Source organism: Enterococcus sp. PF1-24, from assembly GCF_029893325.1.
Taxonomy (GTDB): Bacteria; Bacillota; Bacilli; order Lactobacillales; family Enterococcaceae; genus HY326.
The window spans coordinates 1-12361 of the sequence record NZ_JARXWL010000044.1; the positions used below are offsets into that span (position 1 = coordinate 1).

Annotated in this window: 12 protein-coding genes; 8 read left to right on the plus strand and 4 right to left on the minus strand. The window is 38.1% G+C overall.

Annotation, left to right across the window (positions count from 1 at the left end; translation table 11 throughout):
- Positions 1-147: 147 nt before the first annotated feature.
- Entirely contained in the window at positions 148-468 is a 321-nt protein-coding gene (locus M2139_RS13240) for a hypothetical protein (RefSeq protein WP_280739344.1), read from the minus strand.
- 25 nt (positions 469-493) lie between these two features.
- Positions 494-1318 (minus strand): NUDIX domain-containing protein, encoded by an 825-nt coding sequence (locus M2139_RS13245; RefSeq protein ID WP_280739345.1) that lies wholly within the window; start codon positions 1316-1318, stop codon positions 494-496.
- Between the two features lie 239 nt (positions 1319-1557).
- Here M2139_RS13245 and fumC point away from each other — a divergent pair, with 239 nt between their 5' ends.
- The 7 genes from fumC to M2139_RS13280 all read left to right on the plus strand — a co-directional run bounded on the left by fumC (position 1558) and on the right by M2139_RS13280 (position 9786).
- Entirely contained in the window at positions 1558-2937 is a 1380-nt protein-coding gene (gene fumC / locus M2139_RS13250; protein WP_280739346.1) for a class II fumarate hydratase, read from the plus strand.
- Between the two features lie 30 nt (positions 2938-2967).
- Entirely contained in the window at positions 2968-4140 is a 1173-nt protein-coding gene (locus M2139_RS13255) for a malic enzyme-like NAD(P)-binding protein (RefSeq protein ID WP_280739347.1), read from the plus strand.
- Between the two features lie 392 nt (positions 4141-4532).
- Positions 4533-6542 carry a methionine--tRNA ligase gene (metG, locus tag M2139_RS13260; protein WP_280739348.1) on the plus strand — a complete coding sequence of 670 codons (2010 nt, stop codon included), beginning with the start codon at positions 4533-4535 and terminating at the stop codon, positions 6540-6542.
- A 178-nt stretch (positions 6543-6720) separates the two neighbouring features.
- Positions 6721-7494 carry a TatD family hydrolase gene (locus M2139_RS13265; protein ID WP_280739349.1) on the plus strand — a complete coding sequence of 258 codons (774 nt, stop codon included), beginning with the start codon at positions 6721-6723 and terminating at the stop codon, positions 7492-7494.
- Positions 7487-8068 (plus strand): ribonuclease M5, encoded by a 582-nt coding sequence (gene rnmV, locus M2139_RS13270; RefSeq protein WP_280739350.1) that lies wholly within the window; start codon positions 7487-7489, stop codon positions 8066-8068. The genes M2139_RS13265 and rnmV overlap by 8 nt, the downstream gene beginning before the upstream one ends.
- A gap of 4 nt (positions 8069-8072) precedes the next feature.
- A complete protein-coding gene (gene rsmA / locus M2139_RS13275; RefSeq protein WP_280739351.1) occupies positions 8073-8951 on the plus strand; it encodes a 16S rRNA (adenine(1518)-N(6)/adenine(1519)-N(6))-dimethyltransferase RsmA in 879 nt (292 codons plus the stop codon).
- Positions 8952-9159: 208 nt separating this feature from the next.
- Positions 9160-9786, plus strand: coding sequence for a hypothetical protein (locus M2139_RS13280; protein WP_280739352.1), 627 nt, complete (start codon positions 9160-9162; stop codon positions 9784-9786).
- Positions 9787-9853: 67 nt separating this feature from the next.
- Here M2139_RS13280 and M2139_RS13285 read toward each other — a convergent pair whose 3' ends face one another.
- Both M2139_RS13285 and M2139_RS13290 read right to left on the minus strand, forming a co-directional pair.
- A complete protein-coding gene (locus M2139_RS13285) occupies positions 9854-10474 on the minus strand; it encodes a flavin reductase family protein (RefSeq protein ID WP_280739353.1) in 621 nt (206 codons plus the stop codon).
- 25 nt (positions 10475-10499) lie between these two features.
- Positions 10500-11474: a ring-cleaving dioxygenase gene (locus M2139_RS13290; protein WP_280739354.1), complete on the minus strand. Its 975-nt coding sequence runs from the start codon at positions 11472-11474 to the stop codon at positions 10500-10502.
- A 135-nt stretch (positions 11475-11609) separates the two neighbouring features.
- On the opposite strand from M2139_RS13290, the gene M2139_RS13295 reads away from it, so the two are divergent.
- Entirely contained in the window at positions 11610-12266 is a 657-nt protein-coding gene (locus M2139_RS13295; RefSeq protein WP_280739355.1) for an HAD hydrolase-like protein, read from the plus strand.
- Positions 12267-12361: the final 95 nt, after the last annotated feature.

The window sequence follows — 12361 nt, forward strand, 5'->3', positions numbered from 1 at the left end:
GACTTTTTGGTATAACCTTTTGTTTCCCACCCGCATAGCAGGTGGTTTTCTGTTTCGCTCGTTTCACTCACTCAACTGACTAAAGTCAATAATAATAAAAAAACTTGTCGGAAATTTTCCGGCAAGTTTTTTTGCTAAGCAGACAGATTAAAAATCACCCCAAGTATCTTCGCTTTCTGTCTGATTGATTTTTGATTTTTGAATTTTCAGTTCTTGTTCTCTGCGAGCTAGCTCTAATCTTTTAGCTTCCAAGTCAAGTTGGCGTTCCCGTTCAACTAATTCAGCTTCTTCAGCCTGTTGTTGTTTGACTTTTTTACGTTTAGGCAGATAAATAATTGCCCAAACTGCTAACACAATTAGTAGAAAGCCGATTAGATAGGGTGCGTAGGCAATTAATAAGCCTAGTCCAAATATCCAAAAAAACAAACTCCCACAACCCGATTCTTTTTTCACTACATATCTTGTCATAAAAACTCCTTTTAATTACAAAATTTTAACGCCCGTTGATAATTTCGGTCTTTAAACGATAGATTTTAGAAGGCCGTCCAATTCCAACTGGTCGTTCACCAACTTCTTCAAAATAACCCAACATCGCTTTTTTGAAATTAGAGTGGTCAATGGTTTTATAATCAACCCCTAAAAACTTAGCAAAAACTTTGCGGGCTTCAGTAATTGTGAAATTTTCTCCCAATAATAAAAGTACCTGTGGTTCATGATACATTTTATTAAAGGTTCGATTGAAGGCTTTCAAAATCAACTGCTTATGGTCAAAAGCCAAAGTATCTTTACCAGAAGATTCACTAGTTGTTAAATCTAAAATGATTTCAGTTTCTTTTTTTGTTAAATGCAGCTTATCCCCATGGCGATTGACGTTAAACCAGCCAACTTCTTTGGCATCATCGCCAGCGATTAGCGGTTCTTCACCAATAAATGCCAAATAGCTTACGGTAACCACCCAACCCCGCGGGTCCCGCCCTGGTTGACTAAAGGTGTGTAGCTGCTCGATATTTCCTTTGGTAATATCAACATTGGTTTCTTCTTTGGTTTCCCGCAACACACTTTCACTAGTGGATTCATTAGGATTAACAAAGCCGCCAGGCAACGCCCATGAGTGACGATAAGGATGCGCTTTTCTTTTAATAAGTAATAACTTTAATTGATCTTCTTCACGGTTGTAAGACATCAAGACGATATCAACCGTTAAAGAAGGCTTTTCATATTCAGGTTGCTCCTGTTTTTTATACCAGTCAATAAAATCTTCAAAACTGGCTTGCTGCTCATAATAAGTTTTTTCCGCTTGCTTTGTTTCAAATTTCATTTCTTCTCCACCAGTTCTAAATAAAAGTATATTATACTAAATAATATACCATGGAAAAACTAAAAGCAAAAGATTTCTCTCCAGAAATTCCCTTTTGCCAGAAATAGCAAAATATTGGGAAAAACCTTTAAAATCCTTTTTAATAGGAATAGAATAAAGTATAGTTGAAATAAGAAAAGCGGAGGGCGCTCGTTCAGCTCCCTAGTAAAACAAAGAACACCATAACGAAAGGACTTTTCATGAAAAATTATCGGTTGGAAAAAGATTCGATGGGCAGTATCCAAGTGCCAGAGGAAGCTTTTTGGGGAGCACAAACCCAACGGAGTAAAGAAAATTTTAAAATCGGCGAAGAAAAAATGCCGAAAGCTTTGATTCAAGCACTATTATTAGTGAAAAAAACAGCGGCTGCTGCTAATCAAGAAATTGGTAAATTGTCGGTTGATAAAGCTACAGCGATTCAAACTGCCGCCGCAGAACTTTTAGCAAAACCAGCTTACGAGCAATTTCCTTTAGTGGTTTGGCAAACCGGCAGTGGCACCCAAACCAATATGAATGCCAACGAAGTTTTGGCTTATTTGGCTAGTCAATCTGGTTTACAAGTGCATCCTAATGATGATGTAAACATGTCGCAAAGTTCCAATGATGTTTTTCCCACAGCGATGCATGTAGCTGCTGTTTTAGAGATAGAAAACCAATTAATACCAACGCTGAAAAAGGCGATTGAAGTTTTACAAGACTTGGAAGAAAAAAATCAACAAGTCATTAAAATTGGCCGGACCCATTTGCAAGATGCTACACCGATTACTTTTGGTCAAGAAATTAGTGGGTGGAAAGCCGGTTTTCAGCACAATTTAGCGATGTTGGAACAAAGTTTAGTTGAATTACGACAGTTAGCGATTGGCGGAACCGCAGTCGGCACTGGCTTGAATGCTTCACCAGCTTTTGTGGAAGCTTTTATTAAAGAACTTAATCAACAGACGAAGGGAGGATTTGTTTCAAACAGCAATAAGTTTCACGGTTTAGCTAGCAAGGATGCTTTTGTTTTTGCCAGCGGGGCTTTGAAAGCTTTGGCTGCTAACTGTATGAAGATGGCCAATGATGTTCGTTGGCTAGCCAGTGGCCCCAGAAGTGGCTTAGGGGAAATTACGATTCCCGCTAACGAACCTGGCAGTTCAATTATGCCTGGCAAAGTGAATCCGACACAGTGCGAAGCGCTAACTATGGTGGCGGTGCAAGTGATGGGCAATGACGCTACGATTGGTTTTGCGGCTTCACAAGGGAATTTTGAACTGAATGTTTTTATGCCGGTAATTATTTACAATTTTATGCAAAGTGTCACTTTACTAACTGACAGCATTATTTCGTTTGTAGAAAATTGTTTGCAAGGTTTAACTGTTAATGAAGGACGCATGAATGAGTTGTTGCAACAGTCGTTAATGTTAGTTACTGCTTTAAATGCTCAGATTGGCTATGACAAAGGCGCTGAAATTGCTAAAAAAGCTTTTAATGAAGGGACAACTTTAAAAGCTGCCGCTTTGGCACTTGGTTACGTTACTGAATACGAATACGAGCAATGGGTCAGACCTGAAAAAATGATTGGCGAAGAGAATAACAATTAAAACATTAATACGAAATAGGAGGAATTTACAATGACAATTTATGATGAAGCGCTTGAGGCACATGCACAATGGCGTGGAAAAATCGAAGTTACTGGCAAAGCTCCTGTAAAAACTAAAAAGGATTTATCGCTGGCTTATACACCTGGTGTGGCGCAGCCCTGTCTGGAAATCAATAAAAACCCTGAAGATGTTTATAAATACACTTGGAAAGGGAATACGGTCGCGGTTGTAACAGATGGCACGGCGGTTTTAGGTTTAGGAGATATCGGTCCTGCTGCGGCTTTGCCGGTTATGGAAGGCAAAGCGTTACTGTTTAAAGAATTTGCGGATGTTGATGCGGTGCCGCTTTGTTTAGATACGAAAGACCCACAAGAAATCACTCAAATTGTTAAAAATTTAGCGCCGACTTTTGGTGGGATTAATTTGGAAGATATTTCTGCACCCCGTTGTGTTGAAATTGAACGGGCTTTAATTGAAGCTTTGGATATCCCGGTTTTCCATGATGACCAGCATGGCACCGCAATTGTAGTAACCGCTGCTTTGATTAATGCTTTAAAAGTTGTCAACAAAGAAATCGGTGAAATTAAAGTGGTGATGACTGGAACTGGAGCAGCAGGTAGCGCGATTATTCAAATGTTGCATTATTCAGGGGTCAAAAATTTAATTGCTTTTAATGACAAAGGGGCTTTAAGCGAAAGTGCTGCTTTTGAAATGAACTTTTTAGAAAAAGAAATTGCTGAAATTACCAATCAAGAAAAATTTACTGGCAGTTTAGCAGAAGCGATGGTGGGAGCGGATGTCTTTATTGGCGTTTCGGCACCGGGAATTGTTTCAAAAGAAATGGTGGCTTCTATGAATCAAGGAAATATCGTCTTTGCGATGGCGAATCCGGAATCCGAAATTTCTTACGAAGATGCAATGGCTGCTGGCGCAACCATTGTTGGTACCGGTCGTTCTGACCATCCTAACCAAATTAATAATGTCTTAGCTTTCCCAGGATTATTTAAAGGTGCCTTTGTTGCGGGGGCGAAAAAAATTACCGAAAACATGAAATTAGCTGCCGCTTATGCAATCGCTGATTTAATTTCTGAATCAGAATTAAATAGTGATTATATTATCCCGTCAGCTTTCAATCCTGATGTGGCAGAAAAAATTATCGAAAAAGTTGCCGAAGCTGCTGTAAAAGATGGCGTTTGCCGCTAGAGTGTAAATGAATATTGTTAAAAGTTAGCTGACTTGATGAAGAGTCAGCTAACTTTTTTATGTAACTCTCTTCGATAAAATGATAAATAAATTCATGGCAGAAAGTGCCACTAAAATTTATTTTTGCATTTTGCTTGAGAGTTGGACGAACGCCTTTCGCTTTTTGTATAATCTAGCTGCGAGGCTTTGCACTACTCGGCAAAGTGAAAATAAAATCCGCGGTACAAAACACCGCTAATAATTTATTTTTGCACTTTGTTCGGGTGCAGGGCAAGCCACTTCGCTTTTTGTATAAACCTTTAAAAAATTGTACAAAATCAGCGTGAAATTATGGTATACTGTCTAGGAAACATTCTGGCTGATTTGCTGGAAAAGAAGGGGCTGTATTTTTAATGGCAGAAAAAGGAACTTTTTATATAACAACACCAATCTATTACCCAAGTGGCAAGTTGCATATTGGGAATTCTTATACAACTATTGCTTGTGATGCAGTGGCTCGTTACAAACGTTTAATGGGCTTTGATGTCTTTTATTTAACCGGTGTTGATGAGCATGGTCAAAAAATTGAAAAGAAAAGTGAAGAACTAGGAATTCAACCACAAGAATATGTAGATCAAATGGCGGCGGATGTAAAAAAATTATGGCGTACGCTAGATATTTCTTACGATAAATTTATTCGTACTACTGATGATTATCATAAAGTGGCTGTCCAAAAGATTTTTGATCGCTTATTAAAAAATGGCGATATTTATCTGGGTGAATATGAAGGTTGGTATTCTGTTTCTGATGAAGAATATTTTACCGAAACTCAGTTAGCAGAAGTTTATCGTGATGAAAATGGTAAAGTAATTGGCGGAAAAGCACCAAGTGGTCATGAAGTTGAATTAGTTAAGGAAGAATCTTACTTCTTCAAAATGAGTAAATATTCTGATCGCTTATTGGCTTATTACAATGAGCATCCTGAATTTATTCAACCTGAATCACGCAAAAACGAAATGATTAATAACTTTATCAAGCCAGGTTTGGAAGATTTAGCAGTTTCTAGAACAACTTTTAGCTGGGGCGTTCCCGTTAGTAGCGATCCTAAGCATGTGGTTTATGTTTGGATTGATGCTTTATCCAACTATATTACGGCTTTAGGTTATGGTTCAGAAGATGATCATTTGTTTAAAAAATATTGGCCGGCTGATGTGCATATGGTTGGTAAAGAAATCGTGCGTTTCCATACAATTTATTGGCCAATTATGTTGATGGCCTTAGAGCTACCTTTACCGAAGAAAATTTACGGTCACGGTTGGTTAATGATGAAAGACGGCAAAATGTCGAAATCTAAAGGCAACGTGGTTTATCCGGAAATGTTAGTTGAACGTTATGGCTTAGATGCTTTACGTTACTATTTATTGCGGGCAGTGCCATTTGGTAATGACGGCGTCTTCACACCAGAAGATTTTGTTGCACGAGTAAATTATGATTTAGCTAATGATTTAGGTAATTTATTAAATCGGACGATTGCCATGATCAATAAATATTGCGAGGGTCATGTGCCAAAATATAATTCAATTGTTACTGATTTTGATGGCGAATTGTCAACAACAGCTGCTAAAGTAATTGGTAGCTACCATCAAGCGATGGAAAAAATGGAGTTCAACACAGCTTTAAATGAAGTTTGGGTGTTAATTTCCAGAGCCAACAAATATATTGATGAAACTGAGCCTTGGGTTTTAGCCCGCGATCCTGAACGCAAAGCTGAACTAGATTCTGTTATGATTCACTTAGCAGAAAGCTTACGGATTGTGGCGACATTACTACAACCAGTGATGACGCAAACGCCGAAACAAATTTTTGAACAATTAGGCCTAGATGCAGAAGAAATGAATTTGGAAACACTACGTTTCGGTGAATTTCCAGCTAACACTAAAGTGGTTGCTAAAGGCACGCCGATTTTCCCACGTTTAGATATTGAAACAGAAGTAACTTATATTAAAAAACGGATGGCAGAAGGTACTTCAAACACAGTTAATACGGCAGAATGGAAACCAGAAGAAACCGAATTAATTTCAGTTAAAGAAAAAGAAATCAAATACGATGATTTTGATAAAGTAGAATTAAAAGTGGCAGAAGTCAAAGATTGTCAAAAAGTCAAAGGTGCCGATAAATTATTGCAGTTCCGTTTAGAAGCTGGCGATAATCAAGACCGCCAAATTTTATCAGGGATTGCCGAATTTTACGCAGACCCAGCTGAATTAATCGGCAAAAAAGTTGTGATTGTGGCGAATCTGAAACCGCGGAAAATTCGTGGCCAAATCAGCCAAGGAATGATTTTATCTGCCGAAGATAAAGAAGGGCGCTTGCAAATTGTCGAAGCACCTAAAGGCATGCCAAACGGTTCAATTATTGCGTAGATAATTATGAAAAAGGAACTCTTCTTAATTGTGTATTAGGAAGAGTTCTTTTTACTTTAATAGCCAGGCTTTGCAATTTGCGACAGTTGTGCTAAAGTAAGAATGTTTAAGGCAGAAAAATAGTTTCACTATCAATGAAAACAGAAAAAATTAACACTTTGAAACGAGGCAGATGATTGTGATTTTTGATTCACATACCCATTTAAATGCAGAACAATTTAATGAAGATATTCCAGAAACGATTCAACGAGCGCAAGAATTAGGGGTTAGCCAAATGGCGGTGGTAGGTTTTGATACGCCAACAATTACTAAATCCCTTGAATTGAATCAAGCTTACGAAAATATTTATAGCATTATTGGATGGCATCCAACTGAAGCGGGTAGTTATACTTCAGCGATTGAGAAAAAATTGCAAGAGCAATTAATTTTACCAAAAGTCGTTGCCTTAGGGGAAATTGGCTTAGATTATTATTGGATGGAAGATCCTAAAGAGGTGCAAGCCAAAGTTTTTCAACGACAAATTGCGATTGCTAAAGAAATGAATTTGCCAATCAGCGTTCATACGCGAGATGCGATTGAAGATACTTACCAAATTTTAAAAGAAGCTGATGTACGAGATATTGGTGGCATCATGCATAGTTTCAGCGGCGATGCCGAATGGGGCAAACGCTTTTTAGATTTAGGGATGCATTTATCTTTTAGTGGTGTGGTAACTTTCAAAAAAGCTGTAGAAGTGCAAGCAGCAGCCATGATGGTGCCCCTTGATAAAATGTTAGTGGAAACCGATGCGCCGTATTTAGCGCCGGTTCCTTATCGTGGTAAACGCAACGAACCCGGTTATACCCGCTATGTTGTAGAAAAAATTGCGGAATTACGGCAACAGTCTTTTGAAGAAATCGCCGCCGCCACAACCCGCAATGCAGAAAAATTATTTGGTCTTACCCATGAGTAAACCAGTCATTGAAGAAGTTATAGTTGTTGAAGGCAAAGACGACACCCGCCGTTTACAAGAAGTAGTGGTAGCTGATACGATTGAAACAATTGGCTCAGCGATTAATGAAGAAATTTTAATGCAAATCAGTCATGCTCAAGCCACAAGAGGGGTGATTGTTTTCACCGACCCAGATTTTTCGGGAGAAAAAATCCGTAAAATTATTATGGAAGCTGTTCCTGATGCGAAGCACGCTTTTTTAGGCAGAAAAGATGCGGCGCCCACCTGCAGAAAAGGTAAGAGTTTAGGGGTGGAGCATGCCAGCAATACGGCTATTTTAGAAGCTTTAAAATTAGTTAGCACACCAGTTGTTGACGATGAAGCTGTTCCGGAAATTTCCCGTGATTTATTATTTGATTATGGTTTATTAGGTGGCGCTAACGCCAAACAACATAGAGAACGCTTAGGCGAAATTTTAAAAATTGGCTATACAAATGGTAAGCAATTGGAGAAGCGACTACGGATGTTTCGCATTAGTGAAGCAGAATTAGTCGCCGCCATGACAACCATTTTAGCAGAAGAATTAGAGGAGTAGAATTTTGACTGAAATAAGAGAGATTGCAACACCAAGTAGAACACGGGAAATTTTAGAGGAGCATGGTTTTTCTTTCAAAAAAAGCTTAGGGCAAAACTTTTTAACTGACCCTAATATTTTGCGAAAAATTGTTGAAGCAGCCGATTTAAGCGCTGACGTGAATGTGATTGAAGTCGGCCCCGGGATTGGCGCTTTAACGGAGCATTTAGCCCAAGCCGCCAGTGAAGTGTTAGCGTTAGAAATTGATGACCGCTTGATTCCGGTTTTGGCGGACACTTTAGCCCCTTATGACAATGTTCAAGTAATCCACCAAGATATTTTAAAAGCTAATTTAAAAGAAGTCGTAACTGAATTTCAGGCAGAAAAACCGATTAAAGTTGTGGCGAATTTGCCTTATTACATTACCACACCAATTATGATGTACTTTTTGGAATCTGATGTGGTAATTGATGAAATGGTGGTCATGATGCAAAAAGAAGTAGCCGACCGGATTTCAGCAGTTCCCGGCACTAAAGCTTATGGCTCATTAAGTATCGCGGTTCAGTATTATATGGAAGCCAGCATTGCTTTTATCGTACCGAAAACCGTTTTTGTGCCACAACCAAATGTCGATTCAGCGATTTTGAAATTAACTCGCCGTCCACAGCCAGCCGTAAGCGTAACTAACGAAAAAGAATTTTTCAAATTAATAAAAGCGGCTTTCCAGCAGCGCCGCAAAACCCTATGGAATAATTTACAACATTCTTACGGCAAAGATGAAGCTACCAAAAGTTGGTTAGCTGCCAGTTTAGAAGTTGCCGGAATTGACCCCCAACGTCGCGGCGAAACATTAAGCTTACAAGAATTCGCTGATTTAAGTAATCAAATGGAAGCTAGTAGATAAAAAAACGGAACGGCTCGTTCTGCTCGCTAGCAAATATCATAAAAAGCTATTTCTTATTTTTGAGGAATAGCTTTTTTATTGTTTTCAAAAGGAAGAAAGGGATGTGTCTTGACATATAAAAATGGCCGTTGTAGAATAGGTGTCATGACACTTTGCTGATTTTGGGCAAAAGTCATTATTTTGCTTTTAATATAGAAGGAGCTTATTAATGAAAACAAAACAATCTGTGCGTCATTTAACGATTACTGCGTTATTAACTGCTTTAGGAATTATTATTCCGATGGTGATGCCAAAAATCGTGTTAGGACCCGTTTCTTTCACGTTAGCGAGCCATGTGCCATTATTTATTGCGATGTTTTTTTCACCAGGAATGGCTGTAACCGTAGCTTTAGGAACAGCTTTTGGTTTTTTCCTTTCGTTACCGATTATTGTGGCTTTACGGGCGTTATCTCATCTAGTTTTTGCGGTGATTGGCGCTTTATATTTGCAAAAACGGCCGCAAATTTTAAGTGTGAACGGTCAATTTCAATTAAATAATTTAAGGTTTCAAGGGTTTAATTTGATAATTGGGCTGATTCATTCAGCATTAGAAATGCTAGTAGTGAGTATTTTCTTTTTCTCTGGCAATATGAGTAATACTTATTATGAGCAAGGTTTCTTTTATACGATTTTCATTTTAATGGGGATTGGTGGCTTGGTTCATAGCTTAATTGACTACAATATCGCTTATTTTATCGCTGCCATGATGGCGAAATATTTAGATATCCCAGCATTTACTGCTGCTAAGAAGTTGGTGAAAACAAGCGCTGATAAAAAGAAAGTTGCTTCGGTTTAACAATAAAAAAATAGCGATAAACTCATTTTAAATCTTTGGAGATTTAATGAAAGTTTATCGCTATTTTTTATTTTGGTCGGAGAAGGTCAGTCATTTCTCCTAAAAAACTATAACTATCACCAGCTAAACGAGCAACTGGGTCAAATGTTTTTGCTAAGATGTATTCTTTTTCGACATCGAAAACTTCTTCGGAAAAATAATAATCCGTCACTTCTAATAAAAAGAAATCACTGATAATTGTTTGTTGGGAATCAAAAATCGGTAAATATTGATGAACTTTTATCTCCATGCGAATCGCCGCTTCGGCAATTGCGGGAACGGCAACTGAGTGACTGGCAATCAAAGTTAAATCAGTCTTGGCTAATTCACTTTCATCAGGCGTGAGTTCAGCGGCTGTTTGATTCATGGCTGCTAGCAGTTCTTGATTAACCAAGTGAATCACTCCTTCACCGTTAGCTAGCAAATTGGCGGCGGTATCTTTTGGCTGCCCCTTTCGGCGATTAATAGATAGACTGACTAAAGGTAAATCTTTAGAGACGATGTTAAAGTAGCTAAAGGGGGCCGCGTTAACTAGCTGCTTTTCCTGATTAAGAGTAGTCAGCCAAGCAATTGGTCGGGGAATCACGCTACCAGTTAAAAATTTATAATTTTGTTTAGGGGATAAATTTTTACTTTGATAGTGGTGCATGGCAACTACTCCTTTCTATAAATTGTTAAATTCGCTTTTGATTGGCGTCAGAAGTGTCAAAAGGTCGTACGTAATCTTCAATTTCAGCACGCTTATTTTCAAAAGCTGGTGGTAAAGATAAAATTTCACCGGCGTGTTCATAAGTTTCATCTTCTAAAAAGCCCGGTCCGTCTGTGGCTAATTCAAATAAAACATTAGGGGAAGCGATAAAATATTCTGAAGCAAAGTAGAAACGGTCAACAAAACCAGAATTTGGGAATTTTAATTGATTAATTTTTTTAATCCAAAATTCAAGAGCTGCTTTATCGGCAACTCGTAAAGCTAAATGGTGAACATTGCCAAAGCCTTCTTCAGCTGCTGGTAAATCTTCCCGATGTTCAAGGATAATGGTTGCGCCGTTGCCCCCTTCAGCAATTTCAAATTGATAAAAAGCCGCTTCTTGAGCTGTTTGCCGAAATTCTAAAACTTCAGTTAAAACCATCTTGCTAAAATCGAAATCTTTGACGGTAACAAAAACCGGTCCTAAGCCGATAATGGCATAATCGCTAGGGATATTGCTGTTTTTCCAAGGAACGCCGCCAGCTACGCCGATATTTTTTTCATCAGAAATTAATTGATACCATTGATTATCGAAATCACTAAATTCCAAATGTTTTTTACCAAAACGCTCTTGAATAGGGCCGTGTTCAATATTAAATTCGGTCAGTCGACTGTTCCAATAGTGTAGTGCCAGGTCATTTTTCACCCGGAATGAGACTCTGGAAATTGAATTGGTACCTTTTTTTCCTTGGGGGATATTAGGAAAATCAAAGAAAGTCATATCGGTACCCGGCGAACCTAAATCATCAGTAAAATATAAATGATAAGTTTCAATATCATCTTGATTGACCGTTTTTTTAATCAGCCGTAAACCTAAAATATCAGTGAAAAAATGATAAATCTTTTCGGCACTAGAAGTCATGGCTGTTACGTGATGTAAACCGCGAATTTGTGTATCCATAAGAAAAACTCCTTTCAGTTGTCGTCTTTGATTTAAAGATATAGTCGATTAGCGAATTTTACAAATAAAACGCTTTTGACTTATTACAGAAATTCCGTCACAATAGAAAGTGAGAAAAATGAAGGAGTGGAATTTATGTCAATTAAGCGTCTTTTTTTTGATTTTGATGGTACGATAGCTGATTCAAGTCCAGGCATTTTTAACGGAATTCGTTATGCTTGCAAAAAATTAGGCTTGCCGCAGCTTTCAGAAAAACAACTAAAAACTTTTGTGGGGCCGCCATTATTGGAATCTTTTCAAAAGCAATTTAATTTAACAGCAGAAAAAGCTGAAGCGGCTGTAGTGGCCTACCGGGAATACTATAAAGATCAAGGCTTGACGGAATTTACGATTTATTCAGGGATGGCAGAGATTTTAGCACAACTAAGTGCAACTTATGAAATTTATGTAGCTACTTCAAAACCAGAGCTATTTGCCAAAAAAATGTTGCAAAATGCCAATTTAGCTGATTATTTCAAAGGGATTTATGGAGCGGATTTAGCTGGGGAACGCATAAAAAAAGCCGATGTAATTAAATACGGTTTAGACCAATTACCAATTATGAATAGTTCAGAAATGATTATGGTAGGTGATCGTTCCCACGATATTATCGGTGCTAAAGCTAATCATTTACGAAGTGTCGGCGTGCTTTTTGGCTTTGGTAGTCAAGAAGAGTTCATTGAAGCTGGAGCGGATTGGATTATCGAAAAACCGCAAGAGCTATTAGAAATTGTTAAAAAGGAATCAAAATAGCAAAAAGGGGCTGTGACATAAGTAAATTATGTTCGTAGTTTCAAAAAAAAGAAATTCTATGAAAACCATTATGGTTTTGTGGGATTTCTTTTTTT

Coding starts and splice junctions, on each gene's coding strand:
- M2139_RS13240 (WP_280739344.1), bottom strand. CDS start 468: ATGACAAGATATGTAGTGAAAAAAGAATCGGGTTGTGGGAGTTTGTTT.
- M2139_RS13245 (WP_280739345.1), bottom strand. CDS start 1,318: ATGAAATTTGAAACAAAGCAAGCGGAAAAAACTTATTATGAGCAGCAA.
- fumC (WP_280739346.1), top strand. CDS start 1,558: ATGAAAAATTATCGGTTGGAAAAAGATTCGATGGGCAGTATCCAAGTG.
- M2139_RS13255 (WP_280739347.1), top strand. CDS start 2,968: ATGACAATTTATGATGAAGCGCTTGAGGCACATGCACAATGGCGTGGA.
- metG (WP_280739348.1), top strand. CDS start 4,533: ATGGCAGAAAAAGGAACTTTTTATATAACAACACCAATCTATTACCCA.
- rnmV (WP_280739350.1), top strand. CDS start 7,487: ATGAGTAAACCAGTCATTGAAGAAGTTATAGTTGTTGAAGGCAAAGAC.
- M2139_RS13280 (WP_280739352.1), top strand. CDS start 9,160: ATGAAAACAAAACAATCTGTGCGTCATTTAACGATTACTGCGTTATTA.
- M2139_RS13285 (WP_280739353.1), bottom strand. CDS start 10,474: ATGCACCACTATCAAAGTAAAAATTTATCCCCTAAACAAAATTATAAA.
- M2139_RS13290 (WP_280739354.1), bottom strand. CDS start 11,474: ATGGATACACAAATTCGCGGTTTACATCACGTAACAGCCATGACTTCT.
- M2139_RS13295 (WP_280739355.1), top strand. CDS start 11,610: ATGTCAATTAAGCGTCTTTTTTTTGATTTTGATGGTACGATAGCTGAT.